Raw genomic sequence first — 17,741 nt, 5'->3', positions numbered from 1 at the left:
GGGGCGTGTGGTGTGAGGTTTCGGTACCGGGCGTACATGGGCGGGGCCGACCCGTTGGCCGACGAGGAACCACCGCCGGGTGAGGCGGTGCGCGCCGCCGATGAGCTGCGCGCGCTGATCTCCGCCGAACTCGTCGATCGGGACTCGGCGCCGTTGGTCGCGGCCGAGGAGGCCCTGGAACGCTACGCGGCCGGAGAGCGCTCCGCCCTGGACGAGGTGGACGCCTTGGCGTTGAGCGCCCTGCTGGGCGCCCAGGGGCGGGAACGACTGGACCGGTTGGACGAGGCCGACCACGGGTTGACCCCACGCGAGCTGCGCCGGCTGGGCGAGGTGGCGTTGGCCGAGATCGAGGCGGCGCCGAGCGTGCGGGGCGGAGGCCACCGGGGCGGTTCCGGGAACGCCGGCGAAACGACCGGCGCGAGTGTGCGGCACGACGGCCTCGACCGTCCCTTGGATCCCGTGGCCACCATGCGCGCGGCCATGGTGCGACGCGCCGCCGCGGGAGACCTCACGGCGGCCGACGGCGCGCCCCTGCGCACCGACGACCTGCGCTACACGGAGACCGAACCGACCGGCGCGGCCGCGGTGTGCCTGTTGGTCGACCTGTCCCATTCGATGACCACGCGCGGCCTGCACGAGGCCGCCACCCGCACGGCCCTGGCCCTGCACACCCTGGTGCGGACCCGGCGGCCCGAGGACAGGATGCTGGTGATCGGGTTCGACGACCGGGCCCGGGAGATGACGCCCGCGGAGTTGGTCGAACACGACTGGCGTCGGGTGCCCGGCACCAACCTCCAGCACGCGCTGCACCTGGCCCGTGCCCACCTGCGGCGACACCGGGGGTTGCGTCCGGTGATCATGGTGGTCACCGACGGGGAGCCCACGGCGCACCTGGGCGAGGACGGCGACGCGCGGTTCGCCTGGCCGCCCACCCCGCGCACGGTGGAGGTCACCACGGCCGAGCTGGACGCGGCGTTGGCGGAGGGTACGGAGTTGACGTTCTTCCTGTTGGCCGACGATCCCCGGTTGCGCGCCTTCCGGGAGCTGTTGGAGCGGCGACGCGGGGTGCGTGTGGTGAACGCCGACGCCGAGGCCCTGGGGGCACTGGTGGTCGGGCGTTACCTCGACGGGAAGGACTGAACCGGGATCAGCGCTCGAAGATGTTGACGTCCGAGGCCATGAGCAGAAGCTCCTCGGGGGCGTCGCCGCCCGAGTACAGCAACTGGTGGCGGTTGGCCGGCATGAGCGTCTCGGTGAAGCGCAGTGGTCGGTCCCCGTCGTAGGCGGACCGTTCCTGCACCAGCAGTGGGATACCGGGGCCCAGCCCGAAGGCCTCGGCCTCGTCCGGCGAGGGCATGCGCGCACCCACGATGTCCCAGTTCCAGCTCTCGCGGAAGCCCAGGTCGCGCATGACCGCCGACACTCCGCCCTCCAAGGGTTCGGGGGACATGAGCGCGGTTCCAGAGGCGATCGAGAACGGGAAGTAGGTGATCTGGGACTGCCAGAGACTTCCGTCGACGAAGCGGTCGGAGGAACGGATCACGACGAGGCCGCCGTGCTGTGTCCGGTCGTCGGCTTCGTGGCGCAACCGCTTGGCCACCTTGGGCCGCATGGTGTCCAGGCTGACCTTGATCTTCTCGTCGATGTCGTGGTAGCCGGCCTGCAACAGTCGGGGCTGGTAGCCGGCTTCGAAGCGCTCGGAGTCGCTGCCGCCGGAGACCGGGGTGGCCAGGTGGAGGAACGGCTGGTGGTCGGCGACGAACGCCCCACGGCCGGGGACGATGTCGATGCGCCCCTCGTCCTGGAGGATGCGCATGCCCAGGCGCGCCGTGGCGCGGGAGACCCCGAGGTCGTCGGCGAGGTCCTCCTCGCCGGGTAGTCGCTCGCCCGGCTCGTAGTCGCCTCTGGCGAGGGCCTCGCGCAGGTGGTCGGCGACCAGCGTCTTCTTCGGTGTGCTCATGCGATGCATCAGTCCCGGTGGTAGGCGTTGAGGTCGCCGTGCTCGTACTGGTAGCGAATGCTGTTCCCCGCGTACACAGTGTGCACCAACCGGATGGGACGGTCCTCGGAGTAGTCGGTGCGGTGGACCTCCAGGACCGGCACCCCGGGGGTGAGCTCCAGTTGGCTCGCCTCTTGGGGCGTGGGCATCCGGGTCTCCAGTTCGTCCACGTAGCCGACCTGGCGGTGGCCGTGGTCCATGAGGACCTCCAGGGCGCTCTCCACGTCCTCGGGCAGCATGAGCGGGGTGCCCTCGACCAGGTCCATGGGATAGAACGCGGAGCTGACGGAACCGGATCGGTCTCCGGCGAAGCGGTGCAGGTGTCGGACGACCGTCATGGTGCCCTCCGGGACGCGCAGCCGTGGGGCGATGTCGGAGTTGGCGCTGAGGAGTTGGAGTTCCTCCAGGGTCAGCCCGGCGAGGTTGGGTTCGTTGAACCCGCCGGGGCCGCCACGACTGCGGGTGGCGTAGAAGATCTCGGGGACCACGTCCTGCACGTAATGGCCGCGCCCGGGTCTGCTCACGATGAGGCCCTGGTTGCGCAGCATGCCCAGGGCCAGACGGATGGTGTTGCGGGAGGCCTCGAAGCGCTCCTCCATCTGCTTCTCGGAGGGCAGTTGACCCCCCTGCGGGAGGCTTCCCTCCTGGATCTCCCTGCGCAGAGTTCGAGCGATCTGTCGATATCGGCTTTCTGCCCGCATAAGTCCGCCCTCATAGGGGTAAAAGACCAACAACTCAACCTGTACCAACAAGCTGAGAGCTACACCAGCCGAACAAGTTCAACCAGTTCCGTTGAACCCATATTAGTTGAAGGCCACCCGGAGTACACAGTGGATCCCTCTCTCGGTCACTCGGCCGAGAAAACCCGGGGGACGACCCACTCCCCACCGATCCCACACAGAACAACAGCACCGAACAGCAAGAGGGAAGCCTTCACACCTTGAGATCACAGCCAACGCCCCCTCGGTTCACAGGGGGGCCGACCGGATAGCAGAAAAGACTCTCCACACCCCTTAGGAGAACCGCAATGGAGAACACGTTCATCGCTTTGACCTTCGTCGGCCTGATCCTCCTCGGCCTCGCGGTCGGCTTCTTCCTGGCCGTCTCCATCGGCATCCGCCGTCAGGACAGCCGAGGCAGCTACCGCTCGCTGCGAGACGACGACAACGACAGCGCCCTGTCCCACACCAGCCGTTTCGTCTGCGGCCTGCACTTCCGCGACGACGAGACCACCGACGACACCGCGCCCCTTCCCACCCAGGACCGCACGCCCACCGCGGCCTGAGGAGAAGAACCCCGGCGGTGATCCTCCCAGGGTCCAGGACTCCGGCTCGGAGTCATCCCCCCACGACCGCGCTCACGACCCGCCCCGACCACGTGGGTCGCGATGACGGCCGCGAGGCCGAAGTACGCCGCGACGGGCCCGGCAACGACGCCGGGGAACCCGCGCGGCAGCGCCGCGCGGGCCCCGAGAGGGATCAGCCCTCCAACGCCTGCAACAGATCGGCGACCAGGTCATCCCCGGACTCGATGCCCACGGAGATCCGCACCAGATCCGCCGGTACCTCCAGCGGTGAACCCGCCGTCGAGGCGTGGGTCATCCGCCCCGGGTGCTCGATGAGGGACTCGACCCCGCCCAGGGACTCCCCGAGCGTGAAGACCTTGGTCCGCTCACACAGCTCCAGTGCCGCCTTCTCCCCATCGCGCAGAGCGAAGGAGACCATCCCACCGAAGGAACGCATCTGCCGCTCGGCGATCTTGTGCCCCGGGTGCGACTCCAACCCCGGGTAGTACACACGTCGCACCGCGGGGTGGCCCTCCAGGGCGGCCACGACGCGCTCGGCGTTCTCGCTGTGGCGGTCCATCCGCACCCCGAGGGTCTTGGCACCGCGCAGGGTCAGCCAGGAGTCGAAGGGGCCCGGAATAGCTCCCATGGTGTTCTGGTGGAAGGCCAGCCGCTCGCCCAACTCGGCGTCGGCGACGACCAGCGCTCCACCGACCACGTCGGAGTGGCCACCGACGTACTTGGTGGTGGAGTGCACGACCACATCCGCGCCCAGCGTGATCGGCCGCTGCAGGTAGGGCGAGGCGAACGTGTTGTCCACGACGTACAGGGCGCCACCGTCGTGCGCGACCTGGGCGACCGACTCGATGTCGGTGATGCCCAACAGCGGATTGGTGGGCGTCTCGGTCCACACGACCTTGGTGTTCGGGCGCATGGCGTCCCGCACCGCGTCGACGTCGGTCTGATCGACCGCGTCCCAGCTGACACCCCAGCGCTCGACCACCTTGGAGATCAGCCGGAAGGTGCCCCCGTAGGCGTCGCCGGGGATGATGACGTGGTCGCCCGGGGAGAGGACCGTGCGCAGCAGGGTGTCCTCGGCGGCCATGCCGGAGGCGAAGGCGAGCCCGCGCGATCCGGCCTCCAGGGCGGCGAGGCACTCCTCCAGCGCGGTGCGCGTGGGGTTGGCGGTGCGGGAGTACTCGTATCCCTGCCGCATCCCGCCGACGCCGTCCTGGGCGTAGGTACTCGTCTGGTAGATCGGCACCACCACGGCGCCGGTGCCGGCGTCCGGCTCCTGCCCCGCGTGGATGGCCAGCGTTTCAAACCCATCGAACTTCATGGGGCCAACAATAGTGCCCAGGATCCACACGGGACCCGCTGTCAACTGGGAGGTCTCATACTCCGGACGGGCGGGACGGTCAGGCCGGCGGGAAACGGGTGGGCGAGCCCGGTTCCGGTGGTTCGGCGGGAGCCTCGGGCGGCAGACCGGTCACCGGGGTGGGCACGCGGGTGGGCGTCCCGGTGCCGCGCAGCGGCGGGTCCCAGCCCAGCTCGGGATCGTGGGCGCGCACGACCTTGCCCGGGATCCCGGCGATGACGGCGTGGTCGGGGTAGGTGCCGGGGCGTACCACCGTGCCGGCGGCGACCACCGAGTTCTGCCCCAGGTGCACGCCGGGCAGGATCACGGAGTTGGCGCCCAGCCAGCTCCCGGCGCCGATGCTCACCGGGTCGTCCACCGGCCACTGCAGGCCGACGGGGATGTCGGTGTTGGCGTAGGAGTGGTTCTGGTCGGTGATGTAGACGTAGGGCCCGGTGTAGACGTGGTCACCGATGTCGACGGACCGGTGGGCGACCACGTGCGAGCCGCGGCCGATCGCGCACCCTGACCCGATGCGCACGACGGAGCCCTCGCCGAGGTCGTAGTCGGGGCCCATCCCCGCGGCCAGGGTGATGTCGCCGCCCAGGACGGTGTGCACCCCGATCTCGATCCAGGGTTCGCCGTACAGGGTGGCGATGGGAAAGGCGATGGCCGAACCACTGCCGAAGCGGGCGAACCTACGGCCGGCCTTCGACTCCGCACGGATCTCACCGTGGGTGCGTGCGTACGACCAGACGGAACGGATGATCCAGTTGAGGAGCCGGGACACGGGTGCACCTACTTATTACCGGCCAGTAAATACCAATGCGACGAACATTAGCAGTGTCCGAGTATGCGGCACCCTGTCCGGTACGTGAAAACCGGGCCCCGAACAACGTTCGAGACCCGGTGCGCGAAGGCCGCTACCTTCAGCCGGAAAGGTGCGCCAGCAGGTCCTGACGGGTGAGAATCCCCACCGGCTTGCCGTCGCGCAGCACCACCAGGGCGCCCGACCTGCGCAGCAGACGCACGCAGTCGCTCACCGGGGTTCCGGTGCCCACCGTGGACAGCGGCTTGGCCATGTGGGTCTCCACCAGGTCGTCCAGGTCCGCGCGGCCGTCGAAGAGGGCGTCCAGCAGGTCGCGCTCGGCGATGGAACCCACGACCTCGGCCGCCATGACCGGCGGCTCCTCCTTCATCACCGGCAGCTGGGAGACGCCGTACTCGCGCATGATCGCCACGGCGGTGCCAACGGTCTCGTCCGGGTGGCTGTGCACGAAGTCGGGCATCTCGCCCTCCTTGTCGCCCAGCACCTTGCCCGCGGTGGCCTCCTCGGTCTCGGCCGACAGGAAGCCGTAGTCGGACATCCACTCGTCGTTGAAGATCTTGCCGAGGTAGCCGCGGCCGCCGTCCGGCAGCAGCACGACGATGACGTCGTCCGGCCCGGCCGTCTCGGCCACACGCAGCGCCGCCTCCACCGCCAGACCGCAGGAGCCGCCCACCAGCAGGCCCTCCTCCTTGGCCAGGCGACGGGTCATCAGGAACGAGTCCTTGTCGCTGACCGCCACGATGTCATCGCAGATCGCCGTGTCGTAGGTGCCGGGCCAGATGTCCTCGCCCACGCCCTCGACCAGGTAGGGGCGACCGCTTCCGCCCGAGTAGACCGAACCCTCGGGGTCGGCTCCCACGACCTGCACGCGCCCCTCGGAGGCCTCCTTGAGGTAGCGACCGGTGCCGCTGATGGTTCCACCGGTGCCGATGCCCGCCACGAAGTGCGTGATGCGGCCCTCGGTCTGGTCCCAGATCTCCGGGCCCGTGGAGTGGTAGTGCGAATCGGGGTTGTTCTGGTTCTCGTACTGGTTGGGCTTCCAGGCGTTGGGGATCTCCTGGGCCAGCCGGTCCGAGACCGAGTAGTAGGACTCGGGGTGCTCCGGCGCGACCGTGGTCGGGCAGACCACGACCTCGGCACCGTAGGCCCGCAGCACCGACAGCTTGTCCGGGCCGACCTTGTCCGGGCAGACGAAGACGCAGCGGTAGCCCTTCTCCTGGGCGACCATCGCCAGACCGATGCCGGTGTTGCCCGAGGTGGGCTCCACGATCGTGCCGCCCGGCTTGAGCGCGCCGCTCTTCTCGGCGGCCTCGACCATGCGCAGCGCGATGCGGTCCTTGACCGACCCGCCCGGGTTGAAGTACTCGACCTTCGCCAGGATCGTCGGGGCCAGTCCCTCGGTGACCTTCCGCAGACGAACCAACGGGGTGTCCCCGACCAGGTCGATGAGTGAGTCGTGTACCCGCAACTTCGCTCCTTCGCATAGTGGCGACCGGGTCTTCGGCCCGCCTGTCTCGCATCCCCGGTGACACCCGAGGCCGGTGGGGACCGTTCCGGTCTCCCCCACCCTGAACTCTAGGGCGTGTTCTCGGGGGTTCGTTCCGCCTCACCTGGCGCGAAGCACCGAACCGACCGGCCCCACCCTCGCGAACGTATCGAGCAGGTGTCCCGAAGGCGCGACTTGTGTGCCGCCAAGGTACGTGACCACCGGGTTCCCCGCCGGTAACGTCGGTGGACGACCGGCTCGCCGGTGCCTGAGGCGGGTCCTACTCACCGGGGGTGACCTCCGCATGCTGCGAGCCACGCGAGCCCGACGCATCGCCGCCGCCACCGCCTTCGGTGGAGGCGGCCTCACGCTCGTGGGCGGGGGCACGCTGGCCCTGCTCTACCTCCAGGCCAGGCTGGCCAAGAACGCCATCGGCGTGACCGAGTGGAAGCGGCCCCGCGCCGACGGCACCTACGGCGACGGGGACGGACCGCCACTGCGGCTGTTGATGATCGGCGACTCCACCGCCGCCGGGTTCGCCGTGGAGGAGGCGGGTGAGACACCCGGCGTGATGCTGGCCGCGGGGATCGCCGCGGCCTCCGATCGTCCGGTGCGGCTGCGCTGCACGGCCAAGCCGGGCGCCACCTCGGCCGACCTCGGCCGCCAACTCGAACGGGCCGGGGCGCGCGTGCCCGACCGGCGCTTCGACGTGGCGGTGGTCTTCATCGGCGCCAACGACGTGATCCGCCGGGTACGGCCCAACGACGCGGTGGCGGCGCTGCGCGACGTCACCCGGGAGCTGATGGGGCTGGGCACACCGGTGGTGGTGGCGACCTGCCCGGACCTGGGAACGGTGCGCCCCATCGGCTGGCCACTGCGGTCGGTGGCCAGGCGGGCCTCGCGCCAACTGGCGGCCGCCCAGACGATCGCGGTCACCGAGGTCGGCGGGCGCACCGTCTCACTGAGCGACATCCTCGGCGAGGATTTTCGGACGGACCCTGGTTCCATGTTCGGACCAGACCGTTTTCATCCGTCGGCTCGCGGGTACGCCCAGGCCGCGTTCGTCGTTCTTCCGTCCGCGTGCGCCGCCCTGGGACTGCTGCCCGAACTCGACGAGGACGAACGCACCCGTGGCGTCCTGCCGGTCGAACGCGCGGCCGTGGTCGCCTCCGAGACCCCGGGAACCGAGGTCACGCGGGCCGATGGCCCCGAACCGAGTGGTTCGCGCTCCGGGTGGTCGGCCCTCATCCGCGGCCCGTTCCGCCTCCGGGACACGCCCCGGGAACACGGTCGAGGGCCCGATCCGAAGGACTCGGGAACGAGGACCCCGGATGGCGCGCGGGAACGCCCGACGGGTTAACTGGTCAGTAATAACGTGCCCACGACAAGGACGAGGAACATGCCCGAAGCAGTCATCGTCGCCACCGCGCGCTCCCCGATCGGCCGGGCCTTCAAGGGCTCCCTGAAGGACATGCGTCCGGACGACCTCACCACCCAGATCATCGGCGCGGCCCTGGCCAAGGTCCCCGAGCTCGACCCCGAGAGCATCGACGACCTCATGCTCGGCTGTGGTCTGCCCGGTGGTGACCAGGGCTTCAACATGGCCCGCATCGTGGCCGTGCAGCTGGGCCTGGACAGCGTTCCGGGTACCACCATCACCCGTTACTGTTCCTCCTCGTTGCAGACCACCCGGATGGCCTACCACGCCATCAAGGCCGGTGAGGGCGACGTCTTCATCTCCGCCGGTGTGGAGACCGTCAGCCGTTTCGTCAACGGCAGCAGCGACAACCCGCAGAACGAGAACCCGCTCTTCGCGGACGCCAAGGCCCGCACCGAGAAGCGCAAGGAGGGCGGCCAGGGCGACTGGACCGACCCGCGCGAGTCCGGCCTCCTGCCCGACGCCTACATCGAGATGGGCCAGACCGCGGAGAACGTCGCCGAGCTCACCGGCGTCTCCCGTCAGCGCCAGGACGAGTTCGCCGTCCGTTCGCAGAACCTCGCCGAGAAGTCCCTCGACAACGGCTTCTGGGAGCGGGAGATCACCCCGGTGACCCTGCCCGACGGCACGGTCGTCAGCACCGACGACGGCATCCGACGCGGCACCACCTACGAGAAGGTCTCGCAGCTCAAGCCGGTCTTCCGCCCCGACGGCAGCGTCACCGCCGGTAACGCCTGCCCGCTCAACGACGGCGCCTCCGCCCTCGTCATCATGAGCGACACCAAGGCCAAGCAGCTGGGTCTGACCCCGCTGGCCCGGATCGTCTCCACCGGCGTGACCGGTCTGAGCCCCGAGATCATGGGCCTGGGCCCGGTCGAGGCCTCCAAGCAGGCCCTGGCCCGCGCCAACATGGCGATCGGTGACATCGACCTGGTCGAGATCAACGAGGCCTTCGCCGCCCAGGTGCTGCCCTCCGCCGACCGGCTGGGCATCGACATCGACTCCCGGCTCAACGTCAACGGCGGCGCCATCGCCGTGGGCCACCCGTTCGGCAGCACCGGCGCGCGCATCACCGGCACGCTGATCAACGGTCTGCGATTCCACGACAAGACGTTCGGTCTGGAGACCATGTGCGTCGGCGGCGGCCAGGGCATGGCGGCCGTCTTCGAGCGCCTCAGCTGATCCGCGAAGCGTTCTCGGGGCCCCGGACCGGATCGGTCCGGGGCCCTTCGCGTCGCCCGGCCCGACGAAAGCATGCGAAAAGGTCGAAGTTCCCTCCGGGTTCGGCCGTATAGCACCTCTGGGAGAACGTTCCCGCTCCGGCAAGGTAAAAGCCGGCGACCAGGTCTTGTCCGAACCGTGAACCTGATGCATGGTCGCAGGTAAGTGCCACACGCCCAACGCACTGCGGAGGTGCCTATGTCGGTTGCCCACTCGCCGGAGATCCACGCAAAGCTCATCGAACGCATCCCGGTCGTGACAGGCCGAGGACTCCACGAGTGGTTCGACTCGCTCGACAAGGGACCGGGCCTGCTGCGCCCCTTGGACCGGTCACACTGGCTCGCCGACGAGTACGACCTCACCCACGGCTACGCCCAGGCCATCGTCACCGAGTACGACCGACGCCGAAGGAACCGGACCATCCCGGCACCGCGCCGCGAGGGTTCCTGACCCAGGGAACGGCGAACGAGAAAGGGCCGCCCCGAAGCGTCTTCGGGGCGGCCCATCCGTGCGGGACGATCGAGCGCTACTCGGCGAACATCGTCTTGATGATCCAGAGCAGACGCAGGATCTCGATGTACAGCCAGACCAGGGAGACGGTCAGACCGAAGGCGAACTGCCAGGCGAACTTGTTCGGAATGCCGGCGGCGACGCCCTCCTCGATGCCACGGAACTCGATGGCCAGGGTCAGGGCGGCCAGCACGACGAACACGATGCCCACGCCCAGGCCCAGCCAGGTGGGGCCACGCAGGCCCATGCCACCGGCGATGAAGAAGCTGAGCACGAAGTTGACCAGCATCAGCGCCGCCGCGCCCATGACGGCGTAGGAGACGGCCTTGACGAAGCCGTCGGTCACCTTGATGATCCGGAACTTGTACAGCGCCAGCATCACGGCGAAGACCGCGACCGTGCCGATCACGGCCTGGGAGACCAGTGAGGTGCCCGCGGACGGGTCGTTGAGGGTGACCGAGAGGGTCGCGCCGAGGAAGGCGGACAGGCCACCGACCAGCAGACCCTCCAGAGCCGCGTAGCTCAGGATCGCGACCGGGTTGGTGATCTGCTTGAACGCGATCACCAGGCCCAGCACGAGGCCACCGAGCATGCCCACGAACATGAGCGCCATGCCCAGGCCCGTGTTGCTCATGAAGAGGAAGTAGTTGATGACGCCGAACAGCGCGACCGCGCCCAGGGTCATACCCGTGCGCACGACCACGTCGTCGATGGTCATCGGCTGGTCGGCGGCCGCCTGCTGCGGGTAACCCTGCTGGGGATAGCCCTGCTGCGGGTGACCGGGCTGACCGTAGCCCTGCTGGGGGTAACCCTGCTGCGGGTACGGCTGTCCGTACCCCGGCTGGCCATAGCCCTGCTGCCCGTAGCCCTGGCCGGGCCCGGACTGCTGTTGTAGCGCCCGCTTGAGGACGGGGTTGGAACTGCGCATCCGCATGTCTAGTAAAGGCCTTTCACGCGTGGATTGCTGCCCACAAAGTAACGTACGGGCCTCTGTCCGGGTTCCGAGAGAAGGTCACCGTTGGGAAACGGCGACGGCCCGCGCCGTCGGGGAACGGGGCGGGCCGTCGACACGAGCGCGTGCTCGGCGGTCGCTCAACCGCGCGTGATCAACGACCGTGCGAAGAAGAGCATGTTGGCGGGACGCTCCGCCAGACGACGCATGTAGTAGCCGTACCACTCGTCGCCGTAGGGCACGTACACGCGCATGCGCTTGCCCTCGGCGGCCAGGCGCACCTGTTCGGCGTCCCGGATGCCGTACAGCATCTGATACTCGTAGTCGTCCGCGCCACGGCCGTTGGTGGCGGCCAGCTCTCCGGCGATGGCGATCATCCGCGGGTCGTGCGAGGCCACCATCGGATAGCCCTCGCCCTCCATGAGGACGCGCAGGGCCCGCACGTACGCCTTGTCGACCTCCCGCTTGTCCCGGTAGGCCACGGACTCGGGCTCGTCGTAGGCGCCCTTGCACAGACGCACCCGGGAACCGGCGCCGCTGAGGTCCTGGCAGTCGGCCACGGTGCGACGCAGGTAGGCCTGGAGCACCGCGCCCACGAACGGGAAGTCCTCGCGCAGTTCGCGCAGGAGACCCAACGTGGAGTCGACCGTGGTGTGGTCCTCCATGTCGAGGGTGACCGTGGTGCCGATCGCCTTCGCGGCCTCCGCGATCTTGCGCGCGTTCTCCAACGCGATCTTCTCGCCGTCCGCGTTCAGGAACTGACCGACGGCCGACAGCTTGACCGAGACCTCGGCGCGGTCGCCCAGTCCGGCCTCGCCCAGGGCGGCGAGCAGGTCCTGGTAGGCGTTGACCGTGGCGGTGGCCTGGGACAGGTCGGTGGTGTCCTCACCGAGGAAGTCCAGGGTGACGTAGCGGTCCTCGGCCAACTCGTGGACGGCCGGCAGGGCCTCTTCCCGGGTGGATCCCGCGACGAAGCGGGTGACCATGGCCCGGGTCATGGGCGTGCGCTCGACGAGCTTGCGGCAGGTCGCGGACCTGGCGGCGAGCAGCAGGGGTTTACGAAGCATGGTGACCTCGAAGAAGACGTGCGCGAACCGGTCGCGGTCGGCGCGGACGGAGCACGGCCGGTCGACCCGGCCGCACCGATGGGTTCCTCGGGGGGCGTGGATGTGGCGCGCACCTCCTCAGGACGGAGGAGGAGGTACGCGCCCGGGGCACTACCCCTGGTGGGGGTAGGAGGAGATCGTCGGCGCGACGAACGTCTCCTTGATGGCGCGCGGGCTGGCCCAACGGGACAGGTTCTGCGCCGAACCCGCCTTGTCGTTGGTGCCGGAGGCGCGACCGCCACCGAAGGGCTGCTGACCGACGATGGAGCCGGTCGGGCGGTCGTTGATGTAGAAGTTGCCGGCGGTGAAGCGCAGGGCCTCGGTCGCCTTGGCCACGGCCGCCCGGTCGGTGGCCAGGATGGCGCCGGTCAGGGCGTAGGCCGAGCCCTCGTCGACGACCTTGAGGATCGCGTCGAAGTCGTCGTCCTCGTAGACGTGGACGGCGACGACCGGACCGAAGTACTCGGTGCGGAAGACGTCGTTGCTCGGGTCGGTGCCCTCGATGATGGTCGGGCGCACGAAGTAGCCGACCGAGTCGTCGGCGGTGCCGCCGGCGATGATGTTCAGGGTCGGGTCGGACTTGGCGTCCTCCATGACCTTGGCCAGCTTGTCGAAGGAGCGACGGTCGATGACGGCGCCCATGAAGTTCGACAGGTCGGTGACGTCGCCCATGGTCAGGGCCTCGGTCTCGGCGACCAGGTCGTCGCGCATCTTCTCCCACACCGAACGCGCGACGAAGGCGCGCGAGGCGGCGGAGCACTTCTGGCCCTGGTACTCGAACGCGCCGCGGACGATGGCGGTGCGCAGCACCTCCGGGTCGGCGGAGGAGTGGGCGACGATGAAGTCCTTGCCACCGGTCTCGCCCACGATGCGCGGGTAGGAGCGGTAGTTGGAGATGTTCTCGCCGACGCTCTTCCACAGGTGCTGGAAGGTCTTGGTGGACCCGGTGAAGTGCACACCGGCCAGTTCGGGGTCGTTGAGGGCGACGTCGGAGACGGCCAGACCGTCACCGGTGACCATGTTGATGACGCCCGGGGGCATACCGGCCTCCTCCAGGAGGCGCATGGTCAGCTCGGCGGCGAACTGCTGGGTCGGGGACGGCTTCCACACGACCACGTTGCCCATCAGGGCCGGGGCGGTGGGCAGGTTGCCGGCGATGGCGGTGAAGTTGAAGGGGGTGATCGCGTAGACGAACCCCTCCAGCGGACGCTGCTCCATCCGGTTCCACACGCCCTTGACGCTCAGCGGCTGCTGCTCGATGAGCCCGCGGGCGTAGGAGACGTTGAAGCGCCAGAAGTCGATGAGCTCACAGGCCGCGTCGATCTCCGCCTGCTGGGCGGTCTTCGACTGACCGAGCATGGTGGCGGCGTTGATCGTGGCACGCCAGGGGCCGGCGAGCAGCTCGGCGGCGCGCAGGATGATGGCGGCGCGGTCGTCGAAGGACATCGCGCGCCAGGCGGGGGCCGCGGCCTTCGCGGCGGCGATGGCGTCGCGGGCGTCATCCTGGGTGGCGTTGCGCATCGTGCCCAGGACCGACGCGTGCTTGTGCGGCTGAACGGCGTCGATGGGCTCGCCACCGCCCATGCGGCTCTCACCGTTGATGCGCATCGGAAGGTCGATGCTCTCGCGGCCGAGCTCCGCGAGCCTGGCTTCGAGCTCGACGCGCTCGGGGCTACCCGGAGCGTAGGAGAGAACGGGTTCGTTGACCGGCAGCGGGACGTTGGTCACGGCGTCCATGGGGCACCTCCCTGGAAAGAATGTCCCTGAACGAGCAGGGTTGGGCTGATTCAACGGTCTCAGAGCGTGGACATCCCTACCTTGTGGGCCGGGCCACTCTTTGCCGGACTTATTTGTCCGCTAGAACAAACAGGGATACTTTCGCATGCGACTTCGCCACAGCCGGGAAGCCGTGGCCCCAGTAGTGCCATACCCCGGAAACCCTTGGGAAGGAACCACGTCATGCCTGTTCAGGATGGTCAAGATGGGGAAGTCGAAGAGGGCGTCGCACTGCGCGCGCTGTTACTCGCCCTCGGCGACCCGGTGGTCGACGTGGCCGCAGCCCCCCACGGACTTGATGTTCAGGTGGACAAGGTCGTCATCCTTGACCCCGAGGATCGCGTGGAGGCACGGGAGGGCGACCTCGTGCTGTTGATCGGGGTGCGCGGTTCCCGGGCACGGAGCATGGTGCGCACGCTCGCCGAGCAGGGAGCGACGGCGGTCGCGGTCAAGACCGGTGTCCACGCACAGCCACAGGAGGTGTTGCCTCCGCCGACCGAGCAAAGGTCGGGGCGCGTCCAGCGCTCGGTGGAGGAGGCGCTGGCCCTGCGGACCGAAGCCCAGGAGGCCGGGATCGCGTTGTTGACGGTGCGACCCGAGGTGCGGTGGGACCAGTTGCAGTCGGTGTGCCAGCACATCGTGGACGACGCCCGGGTGACCGCCACCGAGGACCTGTCGGAGGCGGGCGGCGACCTGTTCTCCATGGCGCAGACCATCGCGCACCTCACCGGCGGGTTGGTGAGCATCGAGGACGCCGCGAGCCGGGTGCTGGCCTACTCCAGCGGCGCCGAGGTGGACGAGTTGCGCCGACTGTCGGTGCTCGGCCGGCAGGGACCCGAGTCGTACCTGGCGCTGCTGCGCGAATGGGGCGTGTTCGCCAAACTGCGCTCGGGCGAGGAGGTCGTGCGCGTCGACGAGCACCCCGAACTGGGCATCCGCCGCCGGCTGGCGGTGGGCATCCACGCGGGGCGTCGACCGTTGGGCTCGATCTGGGTGCAGGAGGGGTCCGAACCCCTGGCCGCGCACGCGGAGGAGGCGCTCCTGGGCGCGGCCCGCACCACCGCGCTGCACATGATCCGCCAGCGCACCCAGGCCAGCGCGGGCCTGCGGCTGCGCGAGGACCTGTTGTCGAGCCTGTTGGAGGGACGCATCGACGCGAGCGCGTTGGCCGACACCGTCGAGGTGCACACCGACCGGGCGGCGCTGGTGATCGCGTTCTCACCGCGTCGAGGTTCGGAGTCCGAGGACGTCGAGGGCGGGACCGGCGAACGCGCCGACCGCCCCGAACGGGAGTTGCGTCGGCGCCGGCTCATCGACCTGGTGTCGGTGCACACCGCCGCCTACCGGCGCGGTTCCCTGACCACCGATCTGGACGGGCGGGTGTACGTCCTGCTCCCGGATCTGGCCCGCGGCCGTGAGGGGTGGCGCGGGGTGGAGCAGTCGGTGGTGGCTCTGGCCCGCAGGACGGTGGCGGCGGCGCGCGCGGCGCTCGGCGTTCGGGTACAGGCGGCGGTGGGTTCGCTGGTGGAACGGCTGGGCGACGTGCCCGAGTCGCGCGGCGAGGCCGACCGGGTCCTGGACGCCATGGAACGCGACCTGGACCGGGACGACGACTGGGAGGTGGCGACCATCTCCGACGTGCGCTCACAGGTGCTGATCAGCGAGACCCTGGCGCACCTTCGGGCGGATCCGTCACTGCGGGACCCGCGGGTGAGCCGGCTGATGGAGCACGACCGTGCCGGGGGCGCCGACCTGGTGCACTCGTTGCTGGCCTACCTGGAGGCGTTCGGGGACGCCCGTTCCGCCGCCGAGCGGTTGCACGTCCACCCCAACACGCTGCGCTACCGGGTGCGGCGCGCGGCCGCCGTCAGCGGCATCGACCTGGGTGATCCCGGCGAGCGGTTGTTCACCTGGCTCCAGCTGCTCATGGAGCGACACGACCTGGATGATCGCGCTCGGAAGTACCCTCGGTCGGACTCGAACCGACACTTGTGACCCTTTTAGGGGGCCTGCCTCTGCCATTGGGCTACGAGGGCGACACCATCATACCGGCCGGGCCGATTGCCCACTTTGGTTCTGCTTGGCCGGAAGGGGACAGAAAACGGCCGGGTTCCAGTGGAACCCGGCCGTTTTCTGTGTTCTCGTGACGCGCGTCAGCTCACTCGACGAAGTCGACCGTCCTCGACCTGCGGGCTGCTGGCCGCCTCGAAGGCCTGACGGGGCTCGGCCATCTCGGGAAGCGCGGCGAAGTCGCGCTTGAGGAAGAGGGAGAGCGTCCAGTCGGAGAGCACCCGCAGCTTGCGGTTGAAGGTCGGCACCGCGAGCAGGTGGTAGGCGCGGTGCGCGTACCAGGCGAGACGGCCGTTCAGCTTGATCTTGCCGAACAGCTGGGCGGCCCCCTTGTGCACGCCCAGACCGGCGACGGCCCCGAGGTTGTCGTGCTTGTAGGCCTTCAGATCGGTGCCGCGCAGGGTCGCGATGACGTTGCCGGCGAGCACCGGGGCCTGACGGACCGCGTTCTGGGCGTTGGGCGGGTAGTAGCCGCCCTTGCCGTCGGGCACCTGGGCGTTGTCGCCACCGGCGAAGACGTTGTCGGTGCCGTTCACGGTCAGGTACTCGGTGGTGTCGACGTGACCCTTGGGGCCCAGGGGCAGGTCACTGGCGGACACGACCGGGCTGGGCTTGACGCCCGCGGTCCACACCAGGGTGCCGGCGTCGAACTCGGTGCCGTCGCTGAGCTTGATGTGCTGGTCGGCGGCCGACTCCAGGAACGTGCTGAGACGCACGTCGATGTCGCGGCGACGGAGCTGGTTGAGGGCCTTCGCACCGACCTCGGGGCCGACCTCGGGCAGGATCTTGTCCGCGGCCTCGATGAGGTAGAAGTTCACCTCGTCCTGCTCGATCGAGGGGTGCACGCGAACGGCGTCGCGGACCATGTCCTCCAGCTCGGCGATGGCCTCGGCACCGGCGAAACCGCCACCGACGAAGACGAAGTTGAGCGCCTTGGCGCGCACGTCCTTGTCGTCGGTGGAGTCGGCGATGGCGAGCTGGTTGAGGACGTGGTTGCGCAGGTAGGCGGCCTCTTCGACGGTCTTGATGCCGATGCCCCACTCCGCGAGCCCGGGGATGGGCAGCGTGCGGGAGACGGCACCGGCGGCCATGACCAGGTGGTCGTAGGCCATCGTCTGGGGTTCACCGACGTTGGGCTCGTAGCGGACCGTGTTCTGGGCGCTGTCGATGCGCACGACGCGGCCACTGAGGACGCGGACACGGTCGAAGACCTTGCGCAGCGGCACCACGACGTTGCGCGGGGAGATGCTGCCGGCGGCCGTCTCGGGCAGGAAGGGCTGGTAGGTCATGTAGGAGTTGGGGTCGATGACGGTGATGCGCGCCTCACCGGCCCCCAACTTCTTCTCCAGCCGCCTCGCGGTGTACATCCCGAGGTAACCGCCCCCGACGATGAGGATGTGCGGGATCTCCGCCTCGTCCCCGCCGCCGTGTACCAGCCGGTAGTTCCTGCTCTCGGTCATCGCATTTCCGCCCTAACGGTTATTCCTGTGGCGCCCTTGCCTCAAGGGCCGCAAAGCCTGTCACGGTCTTCGGTTCCCCGACCAAGTGCGATCGGGCCGACCTCCGAGTCGTGATCTCCTACCTTCGCCTCTTGCGGAGGCCGCTTGTGCATTCTTTCACAAGCAGCCATCCGCAGGAAGGTTCACATCCGCCTACCTTCAGACCACCCCACGGCATATGCGAGAGACGTCTTCGCAGGTCAGATGGGTTGT

Annotated in this window: 15 protein-coding genes and 1 tRNA gene; 6 read left to right on the top strand and 10 right to left on the bottom strand. The window is 69.1% G+C overall.

The features are described 5' to 3' along the window. Positions 1-12 precede the first annotated feature (12 nt). Positions 13-1,140, top strand: coding sequence for a VWA domain-containing protein (locus ACWGSK_RS10640; RefSeq protein WP_452455720.1), 1,128 nt, complete (start codon positions 13-15; stop codon positions 1,138-1,140). Between the two features lie 7 nt (positions 1,141-1,147). Here ACWGSK_RS10640 and ACWGSK_RS10635 read toward each other — a convergent pair whose 3' ends face one another. Together ACWGSK_RS10635 and ACWGSK_RS10630 are read right to left on the bottom strand one after the other, a co-directional pair. Next, complete coding sequence (locus ACWGSK_RS10635; protein ID WP_358508824.1) at positions 1,148-1,960, bottom strand: GntR family transcriptional regulator; 813 nt, start codon at positions 1,958-1,960, stop codon at positions 1,148-1,150. 8 nt (positions 1,961-1,968) lie between these two features. Continuing rightward, entirely contained in the window at positions 1,969-2,700 is a 732-nt protein-coding gene (locus ACWGSK_RS10630; RefSeq protein ID WP_358508825.1) for a GntR family transcriptional regulator, read from the bottom strand. A gap of 326 nt (positions 2,701-3,026) precedes the next feature. On the opposite strand from ACWGSK_RS10630, the gene ACWGSK_RS10625 reads away from it, so the two are divergent. Next, positions 3,027-3,284: a hypothetical protein gene (locus ACWGSK_RS10625; RefSeq protein WP_358508827.1), complete on the top strand. Its 258-nt coding sequence runs from the start codon at positions 3,027-3,029 to the stop codon at positions 3,282-3,284. Between the two features lie 193 nt (positions 3,285-3,477). On the opposite strand, the gene ACWGSK_RS10620 is transcribed toward ACWGSK_RS10625, so the two are convergent. From ACWGSK_RS10620 to ACWGSK_RS10610, 3 genes are all read right to left on the bottom strand, one after another. Further along, positions 3,478-4,623, bottom strand: a complete 1,146-nt coding sequence (locus ACWGSK_RS10620; protein ID WP_358508829.1) for a cystathionine gamma-synthase — start codon at positions 4,621-4,623, stop codon at positions 3,478-3,480. 79 nt (positions 4,624-4,702) lie between these two features. Beyond that, the gene (locus ACWGSK_RS10615; protein WP_358508830.1) at positions 4,703-5,431 is read right to left on the bottom strand and encodes an acyltransferase; all 729 of its coding nucleotides are present in this window, start codon (positions 5,429-5,431) and stop codon (positions 4,703-4,705) included. 139 nt (positions 5,432-5,570) lie between these two features. After that, positions 5,571-6,938 carry a cystathionine beta-synthase gene (locus ACWGSK_RS10610; protein ID WP_358508832.1) on the bottom strand — a complete coding sequence of 456 codons (1,368 nt, stop codon included), beginning with the start codon at positions 6,936-6,938 and terminating at the stop codon, positions 5,571-5,573. A gap of 322 nt (positions 6,939-7,260) precedes the next feature. Between ACWGSK_RS10610 and ACWGSK_RS10605 the strand changes: the two genes are divergently transcribed. From ACWGSK_RS10605 to ACWGSK_RS10595, 3 genes are all read left to right on the top strand, one after another. After that, positions 7,261-8,316, top strand: a complete 1,056-nt coding sequence (locus tag ACWGSK_RS10605) for an SGNH/GDSL hydrolase family protein (RefSeq protein WP_358508834.1) — start codon at positions 7,261-7,263, stop codon at positions 8,314-8,316. 39 nt (positions 8,317-8,355) lie between these two features. Further along, complete coding sequence (locus ACWGSK_RS10600; RefSeq protein ID WP_358508835.1) at positions 8,356-9,576, top strand: acetyl-CoA C-acetyltransferase; 1,221 nt, start codon at positions 8,356-8,358, stop codon at positions 9,574-9,576. A 237-nt stretch (positions 9,577-9,813) separates the two neighbouring features. Further along, positions 9,814-10,065 (top strand): DUF4287 domain-containing protein, encoded by a 252-nt coding sequence (locus tag ACWGSK_RS10595; RefSeq protein ID WP_067607743.1) that lies wholly within the window; start codon positions 9,814-9,816, stop codon positions 10,063-10,065. Between the two features lie 76 nt (positions 10,066-10,141). On the opposite strand, the gene ACWGSK_RS10590 is transcribed toward ACWGSK_RS10595, so the two are convergent. From ACWGSK_RS10590 to pruA, 3 genes are all read right to left on the bottom strand, one after another. Beyond that, positions 10,142-11,059 carry a Bax inhibitor-1/YccA family protein gene (locus tag ACWGSK_RS10590; RefSeq protein WP_358508837.1) on the bottom strand — a complete coding sequence of 306 codons (918 nt, stop codon included), beginning with the start codon at positions 11,057-11,059 and terminating at the stop codon, positions 10,142-10,144. 158 nt (positions 11,060-11,217) lie between these two features. After that, on the bottom strand, positions 11,218-12,144 hold the full coding sequence (locus ACWGSK_RS10585) for a proline dehydrogenase family protein (RefSeq protein ID WP_358508839.1): 927 nt from the start codon (positions 12,142-12,144) through the stop codon (positions 11,218-11,220). Positions 12,145-12,294: 150 nt separating this feature from the next. Beyond that, positions 12,295-13,920, bottom strand: coding sequence for an L-glutamate gamma-semialdehyde dehydrogenase (pruA, locus tag ACWGSK_RS10580; protein ID WP_358508841.1), 1,626 nt, complete (start codon positions 13,918-13,920; stop codon positions 12,295-12,297). A gap of 222 nt (positions 13,921-14,142) precedes the next feature. Between pruA and ACWGSK_RS10575 the strand changes: the two genes are divergently transcribed. Continuing rightward, entirely contained in the window at positions 14,143-15,954 is a 1,812-nt protein-coding gene (locus ACWGSK_RS10575) for a helix-turn-helix domain-containing protein (protein ID WP_358508843.1), read from the top strand. Here the strand turns inward: ACWGSK_RS10575 and ACWGSK_RS10570 are convergent. Together ACWGSK_RS10570 and ACWGSK_RS10565 are read right to left on the bottom strand one after the other, a co-directional pair. Beyond that, positions 15,922-15,995, bottom strand: a tRNA-Leu gene (locus ACWGSK_RS10570). The two genes, ACWGSK_RS10575 and ACWGSK_RS10570, sit on opposite strands and share 33 nt — an antisense overlap. Before the next feature lie 117 nt (positions 15,996-16,112). Beyond that, complete coding sequence (locus ACWGSK_RS10565; RefSeq protein ID WP_358508845.1) at positions 16,113-17,489, bottom strand: NAD(P)/FAD-dependent oxidoreductase; 1,377 nt, start codon at positions 17,487-17,489, stop codon at positions 16,113-16,115. Between the last annotated feature and the right edge of the window lie 252 nt (positions 17,490-17,741).

Source organism: Nocardiopsis sp. NPDC055551 (assembly GCF_053619415.1).
This window is presented reverse-complemented; position numbering and strand designations above follow the sequence as displayed.